Here is a 25,457-nt window from a genome sequence, read left to right as displayed (position 1 = left end):
CTCCGGGGGGTTTACGACCCCCCAAGCGGCACTAACAGCACATCAACCTGGCTTGAAGCGACAATCGATTTTGCCGCGCAAGCTGCGCGAGATAAAAAGCTGTGGTTATGGTTCCCGCAAATTACTAAATCAATATTCTGTTTGCGACACATGTCGAGAATATGAGCATTAAGTTCACCGGTCGCAATTACGGTCTCGTAAACAGGATATTGTGCCTTTTCTACCAACTCTCGCAGAAATTGCTGTGTTTCTTCCTGCAATACCTCACGAATATCTTCCAGCATGGGGGCTGCCAGCTGATTATACATCTCGGGTTCGGCTGCAAGCGTGATGAGGCTAATGCGCGCATTGCTGGGCCTGGCGATGGACACGGCCCGGGAAACAAGCAGATGGCTTTCGGGGGAAACAGCAACAGATACAAGCAGATGGGAGTAACTCATGTCGCACTCCTTAGATGTCTGAAAGACAGCGTGTGATCACCATTACCTCGAATGACCAGGATCTGCAAGAGGGGATTACGACATTAGTGTGAAGCTTATCATAATTATTCATTAATTATTCTTATAAGAAGAATAACTGAAAAACGCGGCTAAATGAAAAAAATTAACAACTTAACGTAAATCACACAATTTCCCTCTTTTGCCGTTAAATCGTTTTAACCCGTTATAAACATATTTCGAATGATCACGCTCTGAAACAATTTTTGTGGGCGGCTTGCATAACTCTATGTTTTTTCACGGTAAGAAAAATGTTTCCTTAAGATGAGCATCTTGTGAAGGTTTCCGGGGCGCGCTCACGGCAGGAAAAGCACGATACATGCCAGTTCGCTTCACCCTTCTGCATGACTATTCGTCGATTAAGAATACAAAACTGTGCCAATTGGGCAAAAAATGAACAAACTACAAGTCATACTGATGGATTTATGGAGGATATTCACTTAAATTGTGTGACGTGGATCACATTTTTTTTAAATTTGAGGGTGGCTGCATTGTATGTGGCAAATCTGACGAGTAGAGTTTGCGTCGAATTAGGAAAAATCTTAGTTATTTGTAAGAAATGATAAACCACGTAAGAGACGTTACTGCGTTTCGACTCTTGCGCGTTTCGATGAATACAAACCTAGATTCAACTATGCATTTAGCCTTTTCTTTTTATACCGGGTGATTTCCCGGCGACATCACGGGGTGCGGTCTTTCCGCATAAAAATAATAGTTGGTTATTCGGGATGGGAACAATGCATACATCCGAGTTGCTAAAACATATCTATGACATCAATTTGTCATATTTACTGCTCGCGCAGCGTTTAATTAGTCAGGACAAAGCGTCCGCGATGTTTCGTCTGGGTATTAACGAAGAAATGGCAACCATGCTGGGTGGTTTAACCCTCCCGCAGATGGTAAAACTGGCCGAAACGAATCAACTGGTTTGCCAGTTCCGTTTTGACAATCCGCAGACGATCACGCGTCTGACGCAGGAATCCCGTGTTGACGATCTGCAACAGATCCATACCGGTATTCTTCTCTCCACTCGCTTGCTTAACGAAATCAGCCAGCCTGATGACGCAGCCCGTAAGAAAAGGGCCTAGCAATGAGCGAGAAAAGCATTGTTCAGGAAGCGCGTGACATACAGCTTGCCATGGAGCTGATTACGCTGGGTGCTCGTTTACAAATGCTGGAAAGCGAGACTCAGCTGAGCCGTGGTCGCCTCATTAAACTGTATAAAGAGTTACGTGGTAGTCCCCCGCCGAAAGGCATGTTGCCGTTTTCGACAGACTGGTTTATGACGTGGGAGCAAAATATCCACGCATCGATGTTCTGTAACGCCTGGCAATACCTTCTGAAAACCGGTTTGTGTAGCGGCGTCGACGCCGTGATCAAAGCGTATAAACTTTACCTTGAACAATGCCCGCAGCAGGACGAAGGCCCCCTGCTGGCACTGACCCGCGCATGGACGCTGGTACGTTTTGTTGAGAGCGGAATGCTTGAATTGTCGCGCTGCAATTGCTGCGATGGCAATTTTATTACCCATGCTCATCAGCCTGTTGGCAGCTTCGCCTGTAGTTTATGCCAGCCTCCATCCCGCGCAGTAAAAAGACGTAAACTTTCCCGGGATGCTGCCGATATTATTCCACAACTGCTGGATGAACAGATCGAACAAGCTGTTTAACCCGAACGTGTGGGCAAGATTCCAGCAGCGGTAAGTCATTACCGCTGCTTTTTTTTACCCCTCAAACGGTAAACGCTACGAACTGAACGTCCTTGCCATAGTCACTAGCGGAAGGATGATGTCGTGCTTATCTTATTAGGTTACCTGGTAGTTCTCGGTACAGTTTTCGGCGGTTACATGATGACCGGCGGGCACCTTGGAGCACTCTATCAACCGGCTGAACTTATTATCATCGGCGGCGCAGGGGTAGGGGCTTTTATCGTTGGTAACAACGGCAAATCCATCAAGGGTACGTTGAAAGCCATTCCATTGCTGTTCCGTCGCTCGAAATATACCAAAAGCATGTATATGGATCTGCTGGCGCTGCTCTATCGCCTGATGGCGAAGTCACGTCAGCAGGGGATGTTCTCTCTTGAGCGGGATATTGAAAACCCGAAAGAGAGCGAAATTTTTGCCAGCTATCCGCGCATTCTGGCTGATGCCATGATGCTGGATTTCATCGTCGATTATCTGCGACTCATCATCAGCGGCAATATGAATACCTTCGAAATCGAAGCGCTGATGGATGAAGAGATCGAAACCCACGAAAGCGAATCTGAAGTGCCGGCCAACAGCCTGGCGCTGGTGGGTGACTCGCTTCCGGCTTTCGGTATCGTTGCGGCGGTGATGGGGGTGGTACATGCCCTGGCCTCGGCGGATCGTCCGGCGGCCGAACTGGGCGCGCTGATTGCCCATGCGATGGTAGGGACCTTCCTCGGTATTTTGCTGGCTTATGGTTTTATCTCTCCGCTGGCCAGCGTCCTGCGCCAGAAGAGCGCGGAAACCACCAAAATGATGCAGTGCGTGAAGATCACGCTGCTCTCAAACCTCAACGGTTATGCGCCGCCGATCGCGGTTGAATTTGGCCGTAAAACGCTTTACTCCAGCGAGCGTCCGTCGTTTATCGAACTTGAAGAACACGTGCGCGCGGTGAAAAACCCAAACCAACAGACGACAACTGAGGACGCATGAAAAACCAGTCCCATCCGATCGTCATCGTAAAAAAACGCAAGCACAAGGGCGGTGGGCATGGCGCGCACGGCTCGTGGAAAATCGCGTACGCCGACTTTATGACTGCAATGATGGCGTTCTTTCTGGTGATGTGGCTGATCTCCATCTCCAGCCCGAAAGAACTGATCCAGATTGCCGAATATTTCCGTACGCCGCTGGCGACGGCAGTGACCGGTGGGCCGCGTATCTCTAACAGCGACAGCCCCATTCCTGGCGGCGGTGATGATTACACCCAGCAGAAGGGTGAGGTGAAAAAAGAGCCGAACATCGACGAGCTGAAGAGGAAGATGGAACAGGCGCGTCTGAAAAAACTGCGTGGCGATCTCGATCAGCTGATTGAGGCTGACCCCAAACTGCGTGCGCTGCGACCGCACCTGAAAATCGATCTGGTGCAGGAAGGGTTGCGTATTCAGATCATTGATAGCCAGAACCGCCCGATGTTTAAAACCGGTAGCGCCGAGGTTGAGCCGTACATGCGCGATATTCTGCGCGCTATTGCACCGGTGCTGAACGGCATTCCTAACCGAATCAGCCTCTCAGGCCACACGGATGATTTCCCGTACGCCAGTGGGGAGAAGGGATACAGCAACTGGGAGCTTTCTGCCGATCGTGCCAACGCCTCGCGTCGCGAGCTGGTGGCCGGTGGGCTTGATGATGGCAAGGTACTGCGCGTGGTCGGCATGGCAGCAACCATGCGCGTCTCCGACCGCGGGCCGGATGACGCCATCAACCGTCGTATCAGTCTTTTAGTGCTGAACCAGCAGGCGGAGCAGGCCATCCTGCATGAAAACGCCGAAAGTCAGAATGAGTCACTGGACGATTTAAAACAGCCTGGGGCCGTTCCTTCGGCTGCCGTTCCAACATCGCCACCAGCCAATCCGAGGTGATAGCGTGAGCATGGATATTAGCGATTTTTACCAGACATTCTTTGATGAAGCCGACGAATTGTTGGCCGATATGGAGCAACATTTGCTCGACCTGGTGCCCGAAGCACCGGACTCCGAGCAGCTCAATGCCATCTTCCGTGCGGCGCATTCCATTAAGGGCGGAGCCGGAACGTTTGGATTTACCATCCTGCAGGAAACAACCCATTTAATGGAAAACCTGCTGGATGAAGCACGACGCGGTGAGATGCAGCTCAATACCGACATTATCAACCTGTTTTTGGAAACCAAAGATATTATGCAGGAACAGCTCGACGCCTATAAAAGTTCGGCAGAGCCTGATGCCGCCAGCTTTGAATATATCTGCAATGCGCTTCGCCAGCTCGCCCTGGAAGCAAAAGGTGAGGTCGCAGCAGCCGTTGTCCCTGCTGCAAAACTGAGCGTTGTCGATGCGGTTGGTGCCGGTGAAACCGCGCCAGCCGCTGCGCAAGCGGGCAAATTGCGTGTTGTGCTTTCACGCCTGAAAGAGAATGAGGTTAACCTGCTGGAAGAAGAGCTGGGTAACCTGGCGACGTTAAGCAATGTCGTGAAAGGCAAAGACAGCCTCGCCGCTACGCTTGATGACGGGATTGGCCAGGACGATATCGTGGCGGTGCTGTGCTTTGTGATTGAAGCCGACCAGATTGCCTTCGAAACCGAAACCGAAACCGCCGAAGCGGAAGCTCCAGTAGCGCAGGAAGAGGTGGCCGTCACCGCTCAGGCGCCGGCCCCGGCTGTCGCGCCTGCGGCCCCGGCGCTGAAAGCGGTGCCAAAAGACGCTGCTGCACCTGCCCGTGGTGAAAAACCGGCCGCGCGCTCCAGCGAATCCACCAGCATTCGCGTTGCCGTTGAGAAGGTTGACCAGCTGATCAACCTGGTGGGCGAACTGGTGATCACCCAGTCGATGCTGGCACAACGTTCTAATGAACTGGACCCGGTTACCCATGGCGATCTGATCACCAGCATGGGTCAGTTACAACGTAACGCCCGCGATCTGCAGGAATCGGTCATGTCCATCCGTATGATGCCGATGGAATATGTCTTCAGCCGCTTCCCGCGCCTGGTACGCGATCTCGCGAGCAAACTGAATAAACAGATTGAACTGACGCTGATGGGTAGCTCCACCGAGCTGGATAAGAGCCTGATCGAGCGCATCATCGACCCGTTAACGCACCTCGTGCGTAACAGCCTCGACCACGGTATTGAACTGCCGGAAAACCGCATTGCTGCCGGAAAATCGCCGGTGGGCAATTTGATTCTCTCTGCGGAACATCAGGGCGGGAATATTTGCATCGAAGTGACCGATGACGGCGCGGGTCTTAACCGCGAGCGTATTCTGGCGAAGGCGATTTCGCAGGGCATGGCGGTCAACGAAAACATGACCGATGAAGAAGTGGGGATGCTGATCTTCGCGCCCGGCTTCTCTACCGCAGAGCAGGTGACTGACGTTTCCGGGCGCGGCGTCGGCATGGACGTGGTGAAACGTAACATCCAGGAGATGGGCGGCCACGTTGAGATCCAGTCTAAGCAGGGTTCCGGCACCACCATTCGCATCCTGCTTCCGCTGACGCTGGCGATCCTCGACGGGATGTCCGTGAAAGTGGCAGACGAAGTGTTCATTCTTCCGCTGAACGCGGTGATGGAATCCCTGCAGCCGCGTGAAGAAGATCTGCATCCGCTGGCGGGCGGTGAGCGCGTGCTCGAAGTGCGCGGGGAATATCTGCCGCTGGTGGAACTGTGGAAAGTGTTCGAAGTGGACGGCGCGAAGACCGAGGCCACGCAGGGCATCGTTGTGATCCTGCAAAGTGCGGGCCGTCGCTATGCGCTGCTGGTTGATCAGCTGATTGGTCAGCATCAGGTGGTGGTGAAGAACCTCGAAAGCAACTACCGCAAAGTGCCTGGTATTTCTGCCGCGACCATTCTGGGTGATGGTAGCGTGGCGCTGATCGTCGATGTGTCGGCGCTTCAGGGATTAAATCGTGAACAACGTGTGGCGTACACAGCCGCCTGATTAAGTAGAAGGTAAAAACATGACCGGTATGAGTAATGTAACGAAACTGGCGGGCGAGCCATCAGGACAGGAATTCCTGGTATTCACTTTAGGCGATGAGGAGTACGGCATCGATATCCTTAAAGTGCAGGAAATTCGTGGTTACGATCAGGTTACCCGCATCGCTAACACACCTGCTTTTATTAAAGGTGTCACCAACCTGCGCGGCGTCATTGTGCCCATCGTCGATCTGCGCGTGAAGTTCAGCCAGGGCGACGTTGACTACAATGACAACACCGTGGTGATCGTCCTGAACCTGGGGCAGCGCGTGGTGGGTATCGTGGTGGATGGCGTATCTGACGTGCTCTCTCTGACCTCTGACCAGATTCGCCCTGCGCCGGAGTTTGCGGTCACCCTGTCGACCGAATACCTGACCGGTTTGGGTGCGCTCGGCGAGCGTATGCTGATTCTGGTGAACATTGAGAAGCTGCTGAACAGCGAAGAGATGGCGCTGCTGGATATCGCGGCGAATCACGTAGCGTAGGTAAAAGCAAAACGGCAACCCGGTTGCCGTTTTTTATGTTTGCTCCCTCTCCCTGTGGGAGAGGGTCGGGGTGAGGGCATCAGGCCTCACCCCTTTCATATCCTTACGCTTCCTGCTTTACCAGCTCAGCTTCCGCTTCCCGCGCCCCTTCATTCTGCGACAGCATCGCGGTCGCAATCCCATTCCCCAGCACGTTAATGGCTGAACGCCCCATATCCAGGAAGTGGTCGATCCCCATCAGCAGCAGAATGCCCGCTACCGGGATATTAAAACTTGGAATGGTCGCAGCCAGCACCACCAGGGACGAACGCGGTACGCCCGCAATCCCCTTTGACGCCAGCATCAGGGTTAACATCAGTACCGTTACCTCTGAGAAACTCAGGTGAATGTTATACGCCTGGGCGATAAACATCGACGCGAACGAGCAGTACACCATCGACCCCACCAGGTTGAAGGAGTAGCCAATTGGCAGAACAAAAGAGGCGATATTGCGTGAGCAGCCAAAACGCTCCAGTTGCTCCAGCGTTTTAGGGTAGGCGGCTTCAGAACTGCTGGTGGTGAACGCCACCAGTACCGGGTCTTTCAACATGCTGACCAGGCGAAACACCTCTTTTTTCAAAACCATATAGCCCACGGCGAGCAATACCAGGCAGGTGAGAAGGATGGCAACATAGTAACCGCCAATAAAGGAGGCATAGTTCAACAGAATGCCTAAGCCCTGAGTGGCAATGACGGAGGAGATCGCCGCAAAGATGGCCAGCGGCGCAACGTACATCACGTAACCGGTTACCTTCAGCATGATATGGGAAACCACATCCAGCGCGGCAACCAGCGGCGCGTTGAATTTCTGCCCCAGCGACGCACCGCCGATACCGAAGAACATTGAGAACACCACAATCTGCAGGATCTCATTGTTCGACATCGCGCCTGCGATACTGGTTGGAATAGTGTGAGACAGAAACGCTTTCAGCGTCATGCCTCCAACGGCAAGACCGGTATCTACCGCTTCGGTTGGGATCGTCAGGTTCAGACCACTTCCCGGATGCTCCAGCGTGACGATAAACAGTCCGACCAGAATGGAGAGTACCGATGAGCTGATAAACCACACCATCGCTTTACCGCCAACGCGGCCAATGGTGGAGGTTTCGCCCAGTTTCATAATGCCGACGGTCAGCGTACTGAACACTAATGGTGCAATAACCATTTTGATCAGACGAAGGAAGATGTCGGTCAGCAGGGTAATATTATCCGACCAGGCTTTAATGGCATCCGCAGATGCGTATTCATGAATTGCTGCCCCTGAAAGAATACCCGCCAGCATGAATATCACGATGAAGAGTGTGAGTTTGTTTGCACTTGCCACGAAAAAAGACCCTCTATGCGCTTCAGATGTAACCCGCGCCGATACATATAGATTTTTTATTACTGCGCGGGAAATTATTCGGCACATAAATTGACGCAAAGCGTAGGGGGATACAACAAGTTTTTAAGTTTTATTAATTTTGTTGTTAATGCGCAGACGATATATTGTGACACTTATCACACTTTTGCGGATATATCCTCAGCCTGCGCGCCAGAATATTCTTTTATTTCCGTTTAACTTTCTGTTTTTCCTGGATAAATGCTGTCAATAAGACATAGGTTGTGACTACCCTGCGTCGGGTGGTCGAAGCGATATCCGTAAACTAAATTCTCAATAACCCCCTCAGAGGAACGTTAAGCGGGGCTAACATCTTGAACGTTAAAAATAAAATGTTGCAAGGGAACGGAGACGTCTTCTGGAGGGTGGTAAATGAAAAGAAAACTCCTTTTGATCTGTACAGGCGCATTACTGACTACGACCGTAGTCAATCAGGCACTGGCCGTTACCAGCAGCGGCACCATCGGGGCGACGCTGACGCTGACAAACGGCTGCCTGATAAACGGCTCGCCCACGCAAAGTGGTATTAACTTCGGGACGCTCGATTTTGGTACCCATCCCGCAACGTTTTCCACCCTTACGACGCAGTTGAGCGGTGCCAGCGGCGGAAACACCTTTACCGTCCAGTGTACGACCGCCAGCTATACGGTCGCGATAACCGGCAATACCCATTCCACCGCCCCTGGCTCCGTGGTGGGGTCGCCGGGGACGCCTGAGCGCTACCTGGTCAATACGGCCAACGCGGCACAGGGCGTGGCGTATAGCCTGTACAGCGACAGCGGGTTCAACTCTGTGATTGCCAATAACACCGCGTTGCCGATCGCGTCTACGGCAGGTGGGGTCGACAGTTATACCCTGTACGGCCGCATTACCGGAGGCGGGAACAGCGTAACGGTGGTACCCGGCACCTATACCGACACGATTAACGTCAGCGTGACCTATTAGATCTGCACTGCCATGAAGGCCCCTTTTACAGGTCTGCGCAAACGCGCAGAGGGAAGCGTGCAGCCTTTTTTCGCGCTGATCGTCGGGCTGTTGCTGATACCTGCTGCGGGGGCGGTGACATCGCAGTCCTTTAAGGTCAGCGCGACCATTGTACCGGGTTGCGCGGTGGCCACCGGTAGCGGGGGGCTTCTCGGTACGCTGGATTTTGGCACCCATAACGGGGTGGAAAGCGCGCCAGTCAGTACCAGCTTTGTGCCAAACGGGGCGTTGTCTATCGCCTGTACGCCGGGCGTGGCGCTGAGCATGAGCATTAATGGCGGTCAAAATTATTCATCCGTCCGTCGGATGAAGCGGTCCGGAGGAACAGAACTGGTGCCGTACCGGCTCTACAGCAGCAGCTCGCTGGCCGCCAACAGCGAAATTGGCGTTAACCAGGCAATACCGGTGACCTATACCAACAGCAATAACATCGCGCTGCCGCTGTTTGGCGTGGCGCTACTGACCGGCTTTAGCCCGGCAGGAACCTATACCGATCAGCTCACCGTGACCTTGTCATGGTAATAAAGGGAGAGAGTCGATGAAGCCATTGTTCCGGCAGTTGTGTCTGGCGGGTGTTTTATCAGGCGTCGCGGCCACAGGCGAGGCGCAGGCGGCGGCCACCATTCTGCTCTGGCCCATCGATCCCTGGCTTGCCGCAGATGCCAACGCCACGGAGCTGTGGATCCAGAACCAGGGAAACAGCGCAACGACGATGCAGGTGCGTATTGTGCGCTGGAAGCAGGAGGGGGGATACGAACGCTACAGCGCGCAGCAGGACGTGGTCGCCAGCCCGCCCATTGTCACCATTCAGAAAGGCAATAAACAGCTGATTCGCCTTATCAAACAGAGCGCAGTCCCTGTCGGGGTCGAACAAGCCTACCGCATTATTGTTGATGAAATTCCCCAGCCCGACGCGAAAGCCGAACCCTCCATCGGCCTTAAATTACAGATGCGCTATTCCATTCCGCTGTTTGTCTACGGACAGGGTATCCCGACCCTTAAAGAGGGGGCGCATCATGCCCTGGCCGAGACCCGAAATCTGAGCTGGCGCGTGACCCACGAGGGAGGACAGCCTGCATTACAGGTACGTAATCAGGGGGATGTGCATGTCAGATTAAGCCAGGTGTCACTGGAGCAGGGCGGACAGAAACGCACCGTAGCGGAGGGATTACTGGGTTACGTCCTCCCGGGCAGCACCCGCAGCTGGCCAATACCCGCTGGCGTTCGTCAGCCGGACCGGATGAGCGCGCAGATTAATGCCAGGGATGAACAATGGCAGTCGACGCCCGTCAACTGAAGCCGGCAATGATGCTACTGCTTTGCGTCAGCACCACAACCTGGGCCGATCCCGGTGACGACAGTTTACCGCCGCCTCCTCAGGCGCAGGCGGTAAATGATGAGGCGGTTTTCCAGCTTGCCCTCGTGCTCAACCACTACGACACCGGTCTGGTGGTACCCGTGACGCAACGTAACGGCGCTTTCTTTATCTCCAGCGCCGATTTGCTGCGCGCGGGGCTCCCCCCGGAGCATGTGCCCGCCGGCGAGGTGAATCTCGCCTCACTGAGTCAGGTTCGTGTGGCGTATGACAGTGCCGCACAGCGCCTGTTGCTGACCGTTCCCCGCGACTGGATCAGTGCCCGGGTGACGCCTTTCAGTGCCCAAACGGCGCAGACCAAACCGCACTATGGGCGCGGGGCGCTGCTGAATTACGATCTGTATACCAACCACACGGAACATATCGGCGGTCAGGCGTCGCTCTGGCATGAATTCCGCTACTTCAACGAGAACGGCTCGTTCTCCTCCACCGGCTACGCCCGGAAAAATTTCACCGGAAACGACGGTCAACAGGAAGGGTATGTTCGCTATGACACGACGCTGCTGATAACCCGTGAGGATGACGCGACCACCTTGAGCGCGGGGGACGTGATCAGCGATGCCCTGAGCTGGACCTCCAGCGTGCGGATGGGCGGTATTAGCTACGGACGTGATTTCTCCCTGCGCCCGGACCTGGTGACATGGCCGCTGCCGGAGTTTTCGGGTGAAGCCGCGGTGCCTACCTCGGTGGATCTGTTTATCAACGGCTATCGCTCTGGCTCAACCCAGCTTCAGCCTGGCCCCTTCACCCTGACCAATCTGCCCTATATCAACGGTGCCGGGGATGCGGTGCTGGTCACCACCGATGCGCTGGGCCGTCAGGTGAGTACCACGCTACCGTTTTATGTCACCAGCGATTTGCTCAAACAAGGGCTGAGTGACGGCGCCGTGACGCTCGGCAGCCTGCGCCGTAACTATGGCATCAGGAACTTTGACTACGGTCCTGCTGCCGGTAGCGGCTCGTATCGCTACGGGGTGACCGACTGGCTGACGCTGGAGGGCCATGCGGAAGGGGCGCAGGAGCTGGCGCTGGGCGGGGCAGGGACGGTGATCAAACTCGGCCAGTTTGGCGTAGTGAACACCTCTTACTCACAAAGCCGCATGCGCGGAGACAACGGCGGGCAAATCAACTGGGGTTACCAGTACAATACCAGCGAGTTCAGCGTGGCCACCCAGCACACGCGTCGCGATCGCGGTTTTGGCAATCTTGCCCTTTATGACCAGCCGACGGTGTATGACGAAAACGACAAACCCATCGCCAGCTTTAGCCGCAATACGGACCAGTATTCCCTGACGTTTAACATGGGGCAGTACGGCAATATTGGCGCGGCCTGGATCGGCGTAGAGAGCTTTGACGGCCAAAAAACGGAGCTGCTGAATCTCTCATGGAGCCGAAATCTGTGGGGCGCAAGCAGTATTTACCTGGCCGGCAGTCGGGACCAGCAGCGGGGGGACTGGACGGTTGCGCTCTCGCTGCAGGTGCCGCTGGGCGCACGCGACAGCGCTGCCGTCACCGTTGAGAACACCCCAGATGCGGGCAGCACGCAGCGGATTAACTATAACCACTCCATGCCTTCTGACGGCGGTTTTAGCTGGAACATGGCCTGGGCAAACCAGTCAAAATCCAGTGATTATCAGCAGGGTACGCTGGGCTGGCGCAATAACAACATCGAACTGCAGGGCGGCGGCTACGGCGAAAGAGACACCATGACCTGGTGGGGCGAGGCAATGGGCGCGATTGTCCTGATGGACGGAGAGCTGTTTGCGGCGAACAAAATCAACGATGCGTTTGTGGTGATCAGCACCGACGGTCATCCGGACGTGCCCGTCAGCTATGAGAACCAGCCCGTGGGTAAAACGAATGACAACGGTTACCTGCTGGTCAGCGGGGTGTCGGCGTATTACCCGGCAAGCTACCGGATTGATACGCTGAATCTGCCTGCGGATACCCGGCTGAAAGAGACAGAGCGGCGGATTGCCATCCGTCGTCACAGCGGTTATCTGGTGGATTTCCCGATGGAGCAGGAGAGAGTGGCAAGCGTTATTCTGCATGATGCGCGCGGGCAAGCGATTCCGGTTGGAAGCCAGGTGCGGCGAGCCTCGCGCAGTAATGCGGTGGTGGGCTATGACGGGATCGCCTGGCTGGAGAATCTCAGCGACGTCAATCCGCTTGAGGTGATCACGCCTGCCGGGAAGCGCTGCACGGCGACCCTGAACGTGGGGCCTAATCCGCAGCATAAGCTGCAAACCTACGGTCCGCTGATGTGTCGGGAGGGCCCGTGAAACGCTGGCTGCTGTTGATGCTGCTGCTGTTCTCCTGCGGGGGCTGGGCGGCGTGTACCATCAGTACGGTCAATGCCTCGTTTGGTAGCGTCACGTCGTTTGCGCTTAGCGGAACCGGGGAGGTGGAAACCACCGGTACGCTGGTGGTGGCATGCGATGCGGTACTGAATGTTCTGACCAACGATTCGGTGACGTTGAATTACACCGCGGCGTCGGTTTCGGGCAACAGCCGCGCCAACCTGAAACGCACCGACGACACGAGTATTACGGATGTGATCCCCACCCGGCTGTGTGGATTATCGGGTTGTGCGAGCAGTAGCGAAGTGCAGATAAGTAAAACGTATACCTGGAGCGGTAACACCCTGCTGGGGTTGCTTGGCTCAAAGCGGTACAACATACCGCTCTATTTTCGCACCGTCGCCGGGCAAAACGTGACGGCCGGGCCTTACCAGGTGCTGTTGACCTTCAGCATCAATTACAACGTCTGTGCCGTCGGTCTTGGAAGCCTTTGTACGTCTCCCCAGTCGGGAACCGCAACAACCAGTATTCTGCTGAACATGACCGTCACCAATGACTGCAGCGCCATGACCACGCCGGACGTAAACTTTAACAGCGCGCCGCTGGTGCAAAGTTTCCCCACCGTCTCGCAGGCCATTGCCGTGACCTGTACTAAAGGCAGCACCTACACCATTGGCATTAATAATGGTGCCAACGCCCTGAACAACGTACGGCGGATGGTGAGCGGCAGTAACTATATGAGCTACGACATCTATAAAGAAGCCACCACCAACCGCTGGGGCGGCAGCGGCGCCGAACGCTGGACCAGCGCGACCGCGTCCCAGGTCAGCACCGACGGTTTACTGCGCACCTACAACTACACCGCGAAGGTCCTGACCAGTCAGGCCACACCCCCCGCAGGTACCTACACCGATACGCTGATTGTTGACGTCGCGTTTTAGTCCATGCTTTTCCCTTTCGCAAATGTAAAGTTCCTGTGGCCTGTGCCGATAACACCGTTAATAAATCTATGAGAAGGTGTTGTATGTTGAACCGTATCCGCGTTGTCACAATGCTTATGATGGTGCTGGTCATTTTCGCACTACTTCAGCTTATCTCCGGCGGGCTTTTTTTCTCGTCATTAAAACAGAACCAGGACAGTTTCGCCGCCTCGAACGATCTTCGCCTGCAGCAGAGTGAACTCACCTCGACGTGGGATCTGATGCTGCAAACGCGTATCAACCTGAGCCGCTCGTCCGCGCGCATGATGATGGACCCTAACAATCAGCAGAGCAGCGCGAAGACCGATCTGTTGAAAAATGCCCGCGCCACCCTGGCTGACGCCGCAAAACACTACGCCGCCTTCAAACAGATCGCGCCGCAGCCTGCTATGGCGCAGGTTAGCCAGAATATTGATGAAAAATACACTGCCTACTTTGCTGGCCTGACGGAGCTGATCCAGTTCCTGGAGAGCGGCAACATGGACGCCTATTTCGCACAGCCCACGCAGGGGATGCAAAACGCACTCGGCGCCGCGCTCGGGGAATATGCGAAGGCCAGTGGCGATCTGTATCACTCGGCCTTTACGGAAAGCCAGAATGACTACCGCTTTGCGAAATGGCAGATGGCGGCGATGGCGCTGGCGCTGGTTATTGTCCTGGTCGCGGTGTGGTACGGCATTCGCCACATCCTGCTGAATCCTCTCGGTCGCGTCATTGCCCACATTCGTGAAATTGCCAGTGGCGATCTAACCAAAACGCTGGCCGTTTCCGGGCGCAATGAGATTACCGAACTGGCTAACAGCGTTGACCATATGCAGCGTTCGCTCATCGATACCGTCGCCAACGTGCGTAGCGGCACGGATGCCATCTATACCGGCACCAGCGAAATTGCGATGGGGAATAACGATCTCTCATCCCGTACCGAGCAGCAGGCGTCCGCGCTGGAAGAGACCGCTGCCAGCATGGAGCAGCTTACCGCAACCGTGAAGCAGAACGCCGATAACGCCCGTCAGGCCTCTCAGCTGGCAGAAAGCGCCTCCGAGACGGCGCAGCGCGGCGGCCGCGTGGTGGATGGCGTGGTGAAAACCATGCACGAAATTGCCGACAGCTCGAAGAAAATTGCCGACATCATCAGCGTCATCGACGGCATCGCCTTCCAGACCAATATTCTGGCGCTGAACGCCGCCGTGGAAGCGGCGAGGGCGGGTGAGCAGGGTCGCGGGTTTGCGGTGGTTGCCGGGGAAGTGCGCAACCTGGCCAGCCGCAGCGCCAACGCGGCGAAAGAGATTAAGGCCCTGATTGAAGACTCCGTCTCCCGCGTGGATACCGGCTCGGTACTGGTGGAAAGCGCCGGGGAGACCATGAATGACATCGTGAATGCTGTTACCCGCGTAACGGACATCATGGGTGAAATCGCCTCTGCATCTGATGAGCAGAGTCGTGGTATCGACCAGGTTGCCCTGGCGGTATCGGAAATGGATCGCGTGACACAACAAAACGCCGCGCTGGTGCAGGAGTCCGCGGCCGCGGCCGCTGCCCTTGAAGACCAGGCGAGCCGTCTGAAGATGGCCGTCTCGGCGTTTCGTCTCGCTTCACTCGCTGGAAATACGGTCACTGCGCAAGCCACGTATAAAGCGCCTGCCGCCGAATCGACGGCAACTCGCCTGCGTGCTGCACCGGCCGGACAAGATGAAAACTGGGAAACATTTTGACTGACAATTAAACCGCGGCTGCTTGCCGCTTGATGGGAGCGTGGATGTTAAATCGTATTCGTATCTCGACCACACTGTTTTTGATTCTGATCCTTTGCGGTGTGTTGCAGGTTGGCAGTAACGGGTTGTCTTTTTGGGCGTTTCGCGATGGCTATCAGAATTTGCAGGATGTTGAGGCGAGTAATCAGCAGCGCTCCGCACTGGCACAAACGCGTGCCGTGCTGTTGCAGGCAAGCACTGCGCTGAACAAGGCGGGCACCTTAACCGCGCTGAGCTATCCGCCGGATGACATTAAAGCGCTGATGGCCACCGCGCGAAGCAGCCTGAAACAGGCTGGCGCACAGTTTAACGCTTTCACGGCGCAGGCGGCGGGCAGCGAGAAAGAGCACGCGCTGAAAGCCGCCATGAAGAAGAACTTTGAACAGTGGTACAGCGATCTGGACCACCAGGCGACCTGGCTTGAGAACAACCAGCTCTCGGACTTTATGACCGCGCCGGTGCAGGCCTCACAGGATGCGTTCGACGGCAGCTTTAACGCGTGGCAGCAGGATATTAACCAGTCTGTTCAACGTGCAGAGGAAGACAGCCGTATCAGCTATCACATGTCGGGTGTGATCTTTGGCGTCGTCGTGATTCTGGCGGGGCTACTGACCGGTGGGGCACTGCTCTGGTCACGCAAAATGATTGTGCAGCCGCTGGCGATTATCAGCAGCCACTTCGACAGTATTGCGAAGGGCGATCTGGCGCGTCCGGTGGCGGTGTTCGGTAAGAACGAAATTTCGGCGATCTTTGCCAGCCTGAAGGCGATGCAGGGTGCCCTGCGGGAAACCGTCTCCGATGTGCGTCAGGGCAGTTATGCCATGCACACCGGGATCTCAGAGATTGCGGCAGGCAACAACGATCTCTCTTCCCGCACCGAGCAGCAGGCGGCCTCGCTGGCGCAGACGGCGGCCAGCATGGAGCAGCTGACCGCGACGGTCAGCCAGAACGCCGATAATGCGCGTCAGGCGTCTGACCTGTCAAAACAGGCGGCAATGACGGCGAAGAAAGGGGGCGATCAGGCCTCTCACGTTGCCAGCACCATGCAGGAGATTGCCACCAGCTCGCAAAAGATTGGTGACATCATCAGCGTGATCGACGGTATCGCGTTCCAGACCAACATTCTGGCGCTGAATGCCGCGGTTGAAGCGGCGCGCGCCGGTGAACAGGGGCGTGGGTTTGCGGTCGTGGCGGGGGAAGTGCGTAACCTGGCCAGCCGCAGCGCCAACGCGGCGAAAGAGATTAAGGTCCTGATTGAAGAGTCGGTATCACGCGTCCAGCAAGGCTCAGCCCTGGTGGATACGGCGGCGCATACCATGCATGAGATCGTCACCTCCGTCACGCGGGTTAACGACATCATGGGCGAGATTGCGTCTGCGTCGGACGAACAGCGTCGCGGCATTGAGCAGGTTGCTCAGGCCGTCAGCCAGATGGATCAGGTGACGCAACAGAATGCCTCGTTAGTTGAGGAAGCGGCAGCGGCAACCGATCAGCTGGCCAGCCAGGCGGATCGTCTCACCGGGCTGGTCGCGGTATTTAATGTGAAAGAGCACGTTGAAGCAGTAACAGAAGTCGGGCGGTCGCAGGCCGTGCCAGTTGTATCCTGAATGTAATTAAGAAGGCGCTATGACATCACCAATGCCCCCTGGGCAAACGTCATTATTGTTGCAGATGACACAGCGCCTCGCGCTGTCCGACGCGCATTTTCGTCGGATATGTCAGTTAATCTACCAGCGTGCAGGGATCGTGCTTGCGGATCATAAGCGGGACATGGTCTACAACCGTCTGGTGCGGCGCTTGCGTACGCTGGGGCTGGATGATTTTGGTCGCTATCTGAGCATGCTCGAAGCCAACCAGAACAGCGCAGAGTGGCAGGCTTTTATCAACTCGTTAACCACTAACCTGACGGCCTTTTTCCGCGAAGCCCACCACTTCCCGGTACTGGCCGAGCACGCGCGGCGTCGTACCGGGGAGTATCGCGTCTGGAGTGCGGCCGCCTCGACCGGTGAAGAGCCGTACTCGCTGGCAATCACACTTGCCGACACGCTTGGGATGGCGCCCGGGCGCTGGAAGGTTTACGCCAGCGATATCGACACCGAGGTGCTGGAGAAGGCGCGCAACGGCGTGTATCGCCAGGACGAACTGAAAACGCTGTCGCCGCAGCAGTTGCAGCGATATTTCATGCGTGGGACAGGCCCGCATGAAGGCCTGGTACGCGTACGCCAGGAGCTGGCGAATTGCGTCGAATTCGCGCCCGTTAACCTGCTGGACAAGCAGTACAACGTGCCGGGGCCATTCGACGCCATTTTTTGCCGTAACGTCATGATTTATTTTGATAAAACGACGCAACAGGACATTCTGCGTCGGTTTGTTCCGTTGCTCAAGCCTGACGGTTTACTGTTTGCCGGGCACTCGGAAAACTTCAGCAACCTCGCGCGAGAGTTTAGCCTGCGTGGGCAAACGGTATATGCGCTGAGTAAGGAAAAAGCATGAGTAAAATCAGGGTATTGTCTGTCGACGATTCAGCGCTGATGCGTCAGATCATGACTGAAATCATCAATAGCCACAGCGACATGGAGATGGTAGCAACGGCGCCCGATCCGCTGGTCGCGCGGGATTTAATTAAAAAATATAACCCCGACGTGCTCACGCTGGATGTCGAGATGCCGCGCATGGATGGCATCGATTTCCTGGAGAAATTGATGCGGCTGCGGCCGATGCCGGTGGTGATGGTCTCCTCCCTGACCGGGAAAGGATCGGAAATCACCCTGCGCGCGCTGGAGCTGGGGGCGGTAGATTTTGTCACCAAACCGCAGCTCGGTATTCGCGAGGGGATGCTGGCGTATAGCGAGATGATCGCGGAGAAAATTCGTACAGCATCGCGGGCAAAACTGGCGGCCCATAAGCCAATGGCCGCCCCGGCAACCCTGAAGGCCGGCCCGTTACTCAGCTCGGAAAAACTGCTGGTGATTGGGGCGTCAACCGGAGGAACAGAGGCAATTCGTCATGTACTCCAGCCATTGCCGCTTTCAAGTCCGGGTATTCTGATTACCCAGCATATGCCGCCAGGCTTTACCCGCTCGTTCGCCGAACGCCTGAATAAGCTGTGTCAGATCAGCGTGAAAGAGGCGGAAGACGGCGAGCGCGTGCTCCCGGGACATGCCTATATCGCCCCGGGTGATAAGCATATGGAGCTGGCGCGCAGCGGTGCAAACTATCAAATCAAAATTCATGACGGACCGCCGGTCAACCGGCACCGTCCGTCGGTGGATGTGCTGTTTCATTCGGTGGCGAAACATGCGGGGCGCAACGCCGTTGGGGTGATCCTGACGGGGATGGGCAACGATGGTGCCGCCGGAATGCTTGCAATGCACCAGGCTGGCGCCTGGACGATTGCGCAGAATGAAGCAAGTTGTGTGGTGTTCGGCATGCCGCGCGAGGCCATCAATATGGGTGGCGTGAGCGAAGTGGTCGATCTTAGCCAGGTAAGCCAGCAGATGCTGGCGAAAATCAGTGCCGGACAGGCAATACGTATTTGACTCAGGAGTATTATTTTATGGCGGATAAAGAGCTTAAGTTTTTGGTTGTGGATGACTTTTCCACCATGCGTCGCATTGTGCGCAACCTGCTGAAAGAGCTGGGCTTCAACAACGTTGAAGAAGCAGAAGACGGCGTTGATGCGCTGAACAAACTGCAGGCGGGTGGGTTTGGTTTTGTTATCTCCGACTGGAACATGCCAAACATGGACGGTCTGGAGCTGCTGAAAACCATTCGTGCCGATGCGGGAATGGCGTCCTTGCCGGTTCTGATGGTCACCGCAGAAGCGAAAAAAGAGAACATCATTGCTGCTGCACAGGCGGGCGCAAGCGGCTATGTGGTGAAGCCATTCACCGCGGCAACCCTGGAAGAGAAGCTCGGTAAGATCTTCGAGAAACTCGGCATGTGAGGTGATGGAAATGTTGCAACCTGCTATGAAACCCGTTGAAGAACACTCGCCGAGCGATATCATCGTCCGTATTGGCAGTCTGACGCGCATGCTGCGTGACAGCCTGCGTGAGCTGGGTCTGGATCAGGCGATTGCGGAAGCGGCGGAAGCGATTCCTGACGCGCGAGATCGTCTGGACTACGTTGTGCAGATGACCGCCCAGGCGGCAGAACGTGCGCTGAACAGCGTTGAAGCGTCGCAGCCCCATCAGGATGCGATGGAAAAGGGTGCGAAAGCGCTGACCCAACGCTGGGACGAGTGGTTCGAGAACCCGATCGAGCTGGCGAATGCCCGCGAGCTGGTGACCGATACCCGTCAGTTCCTGGGGGATGTGCCGGGCCACACCAGCTTCACCAACGCCCAACTGCTGGATATCATGATGGCGCAAGATTTCCAGGACCTGACGGGTCAGGTGATCAAGCGCATGATGGATGTGATTCAGGAGATTGAACGCCAGCTGCTGATGGTTCTGCTGGAGAACATCCCGGAACCGGCAGCCCGTCCAAAACGCGAGAACGAAAGCCTGCTCAATGGCCCACAGCTCGACGCCAGCAAAGCGGGCGTGGTGGCAAGCCAGGATCAGGTTGACGATCTGCTGGACAGCCTCGGCTTCTGATTGGTGCCGTTACCCTCAGGTTGCCTGCGTAACCTGAGGGTCTGTTCTAGCGCAGATCCATCTTCACCGTGACGTTTCCTTCGAAGCTCCCCGGTGCGGGCGTGGCATCCGTAGTGCTGACGGGAACCGCCTGTATTTTAACGCTGCCGTTTCCCTGCTCGTCCAGGTTTACTGGAAATGCATAAGTCCCATCCAGCGCCACGTTCTGGCTATTTTCGTCGTACACCCGCACGCCCAGATCGTCCCTTTCAAGCAGCTTAGCAATGTAGGGCGTACTGCTATCCACTATGCCCTGGTCGGCCGTCAGGGTGAGCTTTATCCGGTCATTATTACCAACGGCGTTATCGTCACAGTGGTAGTTAATATCGACGCTTTTTAGGGCATAGCCCTGAGGCGGTTGCCCTTTGCGGGTAAACTGTTTACTGACGATGCTGCCAAACTGGACTTCAATCGTGCTGCCTGCGTTGATGGTGCAGCTCAGCGGTGCAGAAAGGGTGCCGCCAAACCAGATATCAGAGACGTGTTCTGCCTGAGTGGCGTCGCAGCTTCCACCGGTGCCAATATAAAGGCAGGCGTAGTTTTGGGCGATGAGCGTCGCCGGGATCACCTCTTCACCCAGTATCGGCTTTTTTATGTGCAGCAGCACGGCCACGACGTTCCAGCGAAACTTGCGTTTCGATGCGGCACCACCGTCAGGCCGGGAGTCATTGCTGCATACGTCGCTTTCTTCTTCTGTTTTAGACAGGCTCGATTCGAGCACGGTAAGCATATTTCCCCGCGGGGTCGGGTACTCATTGATCGGGATTGGTGTGAGCGAGCTGCCGTCCGGGGAGTTAATCGCATCCGCATAGCCAGTAATGTGGGCATCAATTTTATCCGTAAGATAGCCAGTACCGCTGGTGCCGGGGTTAAGGGGACTGCCAGCCAGGGTTTTTTCGTAGACGGTGCTTGACGAAAACATGTTTCCCGGGCACGTGCAGTTTGCTTCCAGGTCGGCACCTGCGCCGACCAGGTGACCCGGAATATCATAATCGTTGTTTGCAACGTTTTCCGTCGATGTAAATTCATGATGGTAATCAATGGAATACGTCTGTGGGGCTCCGAAACAATTTTTGAGTACCGTGACGGCGCCGAAAGACCCCGTCGATACCAGCATCAGCGTGCTGGTCAGAGAAACCGTAAGGGTTCGTCTTTTCATTTTAGTGAGCATAAGCTGTTTCCTGCTGACAAAGCGCGCGGGTTGAACGGATACCGTTAGGGCTCTCCGTGTATCCCTCTGCCTGCTGTAAAATATGGGCGACGCACTGTTGGTCTGGCGCTTTTCCCCATTTCACCGTGAGCTGTGTGGGCTCGCCGACGCCGGCCAGGTATACCGTGCTGGTATCGTCCACGATGCCGCTCAGGTCCGCGTTCGCGCTGGTGACGATTGCGCCAAAGGGGACGCGTTGATTGCCGGGGCGGGTTAATGCGATCAGCATCCGATAACCCACGTGCGCATCGAACCGGCTTTCAACGGCGGCATTACGTGAAGGGATCACCCGGATTGACGTATCGCTGCTCTCCACGTTTTCGGGCAGGCTTGCGGTGTCGATACGAATCGCATTTTCCTGATACGGCGTCAGGGACGGGATAACGGCGTTACCCAGCCAGTCTGTCTGAATACCCTGCTGGTTCTGGAAGCGTACACCGGAGGCGCCGTTGGCATTGACAATGGCAAACTGGCTCCCTAACGGCTGCGCCAGCGTAACGCCGCGCGGGTGTGCAACAATGGCCCCGCTGATCCCGTAGTTCATCTGCTCCGCGCTGCCGGAAGAGGCGTAATAACCGGCATTCAGGTTGGCGTATTGAGAACGATAGGTACCATATACGCTGCTGGTATCCTCCCCATCGTGATTAGAATGGCTTTGCTGCAGCGAATAGCTTAAACGTTCGTCGTCCAGCAGCGTTCCGTTGACGCCGATATTGTGTCGGGTGTAGCCATTTTTGGTGTTGCTGATGTTATAGCTACTCCACGCGCGGGGAAGCCAGCGAGTTAGCGGCACGCTAAAGCCGAAGGAGACCATCCGGTCGGCCTCCTCGTCGTTCGTTTTACTGTAGGTATATGCCAGGTGATAACTCACCCCAGACAGAACGGTGTTAAAACCTAACGACAGGCTGCGTTCTTTTTTCGACGTCCCCCAGTAGTCCTGCTGGTAGCCGTTAAGATAGAGACTGACGCCAGCAAGGTTCTGGCTGATACTGGCCTGAACGCGGTTGCGTTTGTTATAGCGGAAGAGCAAATCGCTATCGTGTCCGTCCTGCTTCTGATTAGCGTCAGCAAAGCTGTAATACCCGCGACTCGAGTAGCGATAACTGCCAAGCGTGAAATTGGTATCGGTGGCGTCAATTTTCCCCGAATAGAGTACGCGCCAGGACTGGCCGACATGCTTGCTGCCGTCGTCAAGCGTGGTATCGGCGGCGGTGACGTCTGTAGAGAGTGAACCCAGCGGCCCCAGCGCGATGCCAGCGCCCGTATTGAGGGCATTATAGTCTTGCGAAAGGGTTAGCCCGCCAAACCAGGTCAGCAGATTGTTGACGCCGTAGATGACGCTCCCCTGAAGGAAGCCGGGCTCCTTTTGGTCACTCCCGCTGTCTGCGCGATAACGGCCCGCCGTCAATTCATACTTCATGTGTCCCGGGCGCTGCATAATGGCGATGCTTGAGTAGGGTTGAGTAAAGTGATGTTCGGTGCCGTCGGCCTCTTTCACCGTCACTTCCAGGTCGCCGCTGTTGGTGGTGGAGTAAAGGTCGTTGATCTCAAACGCTCCGGGGGCTACGTTCTGCTGGTAGATGAGATATCCGTTCTGGCGCACCGAGACGACCGCATTCGAGCTGGCGACGCCGCGAATGACCGGTGCATAGCCGCGTTGGCTATAGGGCAACATTTCTTCGTCCGTGGCGAGATTGACGCCCCGATACTGCAGGCTGTCGAACACTTCGCCGCGCGTGCTGCTCTCGCCCGCGGTGAACTGCGCTCTCAGCGCGTCGATGTCGTGCTGCAGGAACGTGTTGATGTTATCCCACTGTGAATCGCCGTCCGATTTGCTCCACGTTGAGTAGTTTCGAAGACGCCAGCCGCCCAGGTTCGCCCCGGTACGCAAATTCAGATAGCGGCTTTCTGTGCTGTCCTCGCGATCTTCTTTGCTTTGCGAGCCCGACAGCGAATAATCGCTGAACAGGACGGGAACACCATCGTCCCAGCGCGAGGGATCGATAAAATCGCGACCGTTATCAGCCAGCGCGGCCTGGGGGATGCTCAACCTAAGCGTCATTGTTGAGAAATCAAGCTCCGCAGATGCCTGTGGAATATAGTTATCCAGCGAGTTTGGGAGCGTTTCCTCCGCCGGACGCTTCAGCAACGGAGGATAACGGTCGATATTAATGCCCCAGGCGCGCAGCATCGCGGGGCTCAATTGGGGGATCAGGCGCCCGTCAGATCTGCTGACGTAGCGAATGTTGGCATCCTTCAGCCTGCGATCGTTGATTGTGATGACGGAAGAGTAGGTGCCGGGCAACTGGGCGTTCGATTTTGTAAAAAGCGAGAGGTCGATATCCTGCTGCGTCAGCATGTCCCCTTCGAGTGAGGAAGGGGAAAAGAGATACTCCCGGGCATCTGCGGAAAAAATCATTAACATCAGGGTACTCGCCAGACAGCGGGTAACCGAATTCAGCCGAAAGGTTCCCCCAACAGGCAAGAAATTACGTCCTGCAATCATTCTGTCGTTTATCCCCTGGTCAGATGGAACGTGTATTTTTCGGAGGCATTGCCGTAATCGGTAATGCACCGCCAACTGACGTCATTCGCCGGTGCAGCGTCGGGAAGAGGGATATCAACGCGTGATGCTGGCCCCACCATATCGGCGCTTTCGAGCTTCTGCGAGCCTAGCGAGAGAGAGTCAAAAACGGTGTAAAACGCACTGTCGTTTATCACCGTCAGCTGCTGGCCCTGGCGAACGAAGCGCAGATTCTTGCAGGACTCGCCTGGCGTCCCGTTGAGCCCCACGGGACGCCAGAACAGCTTCAGTCGCGTTTTGTAGATGAGTCGTAGCACGTTTTTATCGGCATCCTCTGCGGCGGTTGCGGGCACCGTGCGGACATTCAAATAAAACAGCGTCTCTTTGTCTTTCGGTAACGGGCTGCCGTTCCAGGTGATTCGCAGGCTTTGCTCTTTTTGAGGATCGAGTCGAAAGAGGGGGGGCGTGACAATAAAGGGCCCACGCGTTTTGCCATCGCCAGTGTCTGTCCAGGTCTGGATCAGCCAGGGCAATTCTTTTTCACTGTTCGTAAGCGGCAGGGCAACTTCCTTTTTTGCAGCATCGTAAATTATGCGGGTGCGGCCGATTTGTATTCCCGCGGCGTGACAAAACGAACTTGTTATAACGGGAAGACATAATAAAAACAGCAGGGATGTGCGCACGGGAAACCCTTATTGGAGCAGGTTGAAATAATGATAATAGTCCGCTTTCGGACTATTATCGGAGCATGACGCATTACGTGTCATTATCTAATCAGTGGCATGCTGAATATTAGATAAACAGGTATTAACGGTATAAAATATTCACCGTCATATCCGCATCGGCAGGGCCAGCGGTCACCGTTGCGGCAAATGACTTATAGCGGGCGTTAAAGTCGGCTTTAATGGTATCGGTAGTACGGGTGGCCAGTTGAATATAAACCTGTCCTTCTGCCCCATCCATGGTGATAAGTTGAGTGTCTTTGCCCGCCGGGCTAACGGCGACGCCGATACCGGTAGCGGCGGTCTCACCGGTGGTGGTGATTTTGCTGACATCCAGCAGCGTAGAGGTATTGGTCAGGGTCGTCGTGCCGTTAAAGGTGAGCTGTACTGCCGGCAGCCCATCGCTCTTTACCGGGCAGTTTGCGAGCGTAATCGAGAACGGGGTCAGGGAAGATTCAGTTCCGACCGCCTTAAAAAGAGATTTAGGGTACGTCCCCAGAGGGACCGTACTGTCCGTGCCGCTATCACCCTGAATGGTGCAGCTCGGTTCAATAATTTCTCCCGTAAAGTGGACCGTCCCCGCATTCATTTCGGCAGCAAAACTGCCAATCGAAATGGCCGCAAGTACTGCGCCAGCCATAAAGTTATTTTTGAAATCCATCTGCAAAAACTCCTGAGTTTAAAAACACGTTAGGTATTCAATTTAATATTTTGGCTCAATTGACACCGTGCAGAAGTATAGCGGGTAATTTCCTTCAAGTAATTGCGGGTCAAGATTAATATTAATTATTATAACCGTTATGAAAAATATTTTAATACTGGAGAAAAACCATCATTGATATAAATCAATTATAATTTTTTCGATTTAATATTATCCA

23 protein-coding genes are annotated in these 25,457 nt (G+C 55.3%); 17 read left to right on the top strand and 6 right to left on the bottom strand.

The window, feature by feature from the left end; genetic code table 11:
• Positions 1-11: 11 nt before the first annotated feature.
• The gene (gene uspC / locus A4308_RS18195; protein ID WP_014884355.1) at positions 12-440 is read right to left on the bottom strand and encodes a universal stress protein UspC; all 429 of its coding nucleotides are present in this window, start codon (positions 438-440) and stop codon (positions 12-14) included.
• Between the two features lie 794 nt (positions 441-1,234).
• On the opposite strand from uspC, the gene flhD reads away from it, so the two are divergent.
• The 6 genes from flhD to cheW all read left to right on the top strand — a co-directional run bounded on the left by flhD (position 1,235) and on the right by cheW (position 6,673).
• A complete protein-coding gene (gene flhD / locus A4308_RS18190; protein WP_013096050.1) occupies positions 1,235-1,585 on the top strand; it encodes a flagellar transcriptional regulator FlhD in 351 nt (116 codons plus the stop codon).
• A gap of 2 nt (positions 1,586-1,587) precedes the next feature.
• Entirely contained in the window at positions 1,588-2,166 is a 579-nt protein-coding gene (gene flhC / locus A4308_RS18185) for a flagellar transcriptional regulator FlhC (RefSeq protein WP_014884354.1), read from the top strand.
• A 123-nt stretch (positions 2,167-2,289) separates the two neighbouring features.
• Positions 2,290-3,177: a flagellar motor stator protein MotA gene (motA, locus tag A4308_RS18180; protein ID WP_008500417.1), complete on the top strand. Its 888-nt coding sequence runs from the start codon at positions 2,290-2,292 to the stop codon at positions 3,175-3,177.
• Positions 3,174-4,103 carry a flagellar motor protein MotB gene (gene motB / locus A4308_RS18175; protein ID WP_014884353.1) on the top strand — a complete coding sequence of 310 codons (930 nt, stop codon included), beginning with the start codon at positions 3,174-3,176 and terminating at the stop codon, positions 4,101-4,103. Before motA ends, motB begins: the two co-directional genes overlap by 4 nt.
• A gap of 4 nt (positions 4,104-4,107) precedes the next feature.
• Positions 4,108-6,150: a chemotaxis protein CheA gene (cheA, locus tag A4308_RS18170; protein WP_045281453.1), complete on the top strand. Its 2,043-nt coding sequence runs from the start codon at positions 4,108-4,110 to the stop codon at positions 6,148-6,150.
• Between the two features lie 19 nt (positions 6,151-6,169).
• Positions 6,170-6,673 carry a chemotaxis protein CheW gene (gene cheW, locus A4308_RS18165; RefSeq protein WP_014884351.1) on the top strand — a complete coding sequence of 168 codons (504 nt, stop codon included), beginning with the start codon at positions 6,170-6,172 and terminating at the stop codon, positions 6,671-6,673.
• 103 nt (positions 6,674-6,776) lie between these two features.
• Here the strand turns inward: cheW and A4308_RS18160 are convergent, their stop codons facing one another.
• A complete protein-coding gene (locus A4308_RS18160) occupies positions 6,777-8,036 on the bottom strand; it encodes a dicarboxylate/amino acid:cation symporter (RefSeq protein ID WP_014884350.1) in 1,260 nt (419 codons plus the stop codon).
• 429 nt (positions 8,037-8,465) lie between these two features.
• Between A4308_RS18160 and A4308_RS18155 the strand changes: the two genes are divergently transcribed.
• The 11 genes from A4308_RS18155 (at position 8,466) to cheZ (ending at position 20,084) form a co-directional block, all read left to right on the top strand.
• Positions 8,466-9,038 (top strand): Csu type fimbrial protein, encoded by a 573-nt coding sequence (locus A4308_RS18155; protein ID WP_045268915.1) that lies wholly within the window; start codon positions 8,466-8,468, stop codon positions 9,036-9,038.
• Positions 9,039-9,050: 12 nt separating this feature from the next.
• A complete protein-coding gene (locus A4308_RS18150; RefSeq protein ID WP_032636170.1) occupies positions 9,051-9,599 on the top strand; it encodes a Csu type fimbrial protein in 549 nt (182 codons plus the stop codon).
• A gap of 16 nt (positions 9,600-9,615) precedes the next feature.
• A complete protein-coding gene (locus tag A4308_RS18145; RefSeq protein WP_014884347.1) occupies positions 9,616-10,374 on the top strand; it encodes a fimbrial biogenesis chaperone in 759 nt (252 codons plus the stop codon).
• Entirely contained in the window at positions 10,350-12,734 is a 2,385-nt protein-coding gene (locus tag A4308_RS18140; RefSeq protein WP_045281168.1) for a fimbria/pilus outer membrane usher protein, read from the top strand. The genes A4308_RS18145 and A4308_RS18140 overlap by 25 nt, the downstream gene beginning before the upstream one ends.
• Positions 12,731-13,693, top strand: a complete 963-nt coding sequence (locus A4308_RS18135; protein ID WP_045281169.1) for a Csu type fimbrial protein — start codon at positions 12,731-12,733, stop codon at positions 13,691-13,693. Before A4308_RS18140 ends, A4308_RS18135 begins: the two co-directional genes overlap by 4 nt.
• 83 nt (positions 13,694-13,776) lie before the next feature.
• On the top strand, positions 13,777-15,444 hold the full coding sequence (gene tar, locus A4308_RS18130; RefSeq protein ID WP_045281170.1) for a methyl-accepting chemotaxis protein II: 1,668 nt from the start codon (positions 13,777-13,779) through the stop codon (positions 15,442-15,444).
• 44 nt (positions 15,445-15,488) lie between these two features.
• Positions 15,489-17,090: a methyl-accepting chemotaxis protein IV gene (gene tap, locus A4308_RS18125; RefSeq protein WP_014884343.1), complete on the top strand. Its 1,602-nt coding sequence runs from the start codon at positions 15,489-15,491 to the stop codon at positions 17,088-17,090.
• A 19-nt stretch (positions 17,091-17,109) separates the two neighbouring features.
• Complete coding sequence (gene cheR, locus A4308_RS18120; RefSeq protein WP_014884342.1) at positions 17,110-17,976, top strand: protein-glutamate O-methyltransferase CheR; 867 nt, start codon at positions 17,110-17,112, stop codon at positions 17,974-17,976.
• The gene (locus A4308_RS18115; RefSeq protein WP_014884341.1) at positions 17,973-19,022 is read left to right on the top strand and encodes a protein-glutamate methylesterase/protein-glutamine glutaminase; all 1,050 of its coding nucleotides are present in this window, start codon (positions 17,973-17,975) and stop codon (positions 19,020-19,022) included. The genes cheR and A4308_RS18115 overlap by 4 nt, the downstream gene beginning before the upstream one ends.
• Before the next feature lie 17 nt (positions 19,023-19,039).
• Complete coding sequence (cheY, locus tag A4308_RS18110; RefSeq protein ID WP_000763862.1) at positions 19,040-19,429, top strand: chemotaxis response regulator CheY; 390 nt, start codon at positions 19,040-19,042, stop codon at positions 19,427-19,429.
• A gap of 10 nt (positions 19,430-19,439) precedes the next feature.
• On the top strand, positions 19,440-20,084 hold the full coding sequence (gene cheZ / locus A4308_RS18105; protein WP_014884340.1) for a protein phosphatase CheZ: 645 nt from the start codon (positions 19,440-19,442) through the stop codon (positions 20,082-20,084).
• Between the two features lie 46 nt (positions 20,085-20,130).
• Here cheZ and A4308_RS18100 read toward each other — a convergent pair whose 3' ends face one another.
• The 4 genes from A4308_RS18100 to A4308_RS18085 all read right to left on the bottom strand — a co-directional run bounded on the left by A4308_RS18100 (position 20,131) and on the right by A4308_RS18085 (position 25,240).
• On the bottom strand, positions 20,131-21,294 hold the full coding sequence (locus tag A4308_RS18100; RefSeq protein WP_014884339.1) for a fimbrial protein: 1,164 nt from the start codon (positions 21,292-21,294) through the stop codon (positions 20,131-20,133).
• Entirely contained in the window at positions 21,284-23,758 is a 2,475-nt protein-coding gene (locus A4308_RS18095) for a fimbria/pilus outer membrane usher protein (protein WP_155616869.1), read from the bottom strand. The genes A4308_RS18100 and A4308_RS18095 overlap by 11 nt, the downstream gene beginning before the upstream one ends.
• An 89-nt stretch (positions 23,759-23,847) precedes the next feature.
• On the bottom strand, positions 23,848-24,540 hold the full coding sequence (locus A4308_RS18090; RefSeq protein WP_023330733.1) for a fimbrial biogenesis chaperone: 693 nt from the start codon (positions 24,538-24,540) through the stop codon (positions 23,848-23,850).
• A 124-nt stretch (positions 24,541-24,664) separates the two neighbouring features.
• On the bottom strand, positions 24,665-25,240 hold the full coding sequence (locus A4308_RS18085) for a fimbrial protein (RefSeq protein ID WP_045281172.1): 576 nt from the start codon (positions 25,238-25,240) through the stop codon (positions 24,665-24,667).
• Positions 25,241-25,457 lie beyond the last annotated feature (217 nt).

It is taken from the genome of Enterobacter sp. ODB01 (assembly GCF_001623605.1).
Classification (GTDB): Bacteria; Pseudomonadota; Gammaproteobacteria; order Enterobacterales; family Enterobacteriaceae; genus Enterobacter; species Enterobacter kobei.
This window is presented reverse-complemented; position numbering and strand designations above follow the sequence as displayed.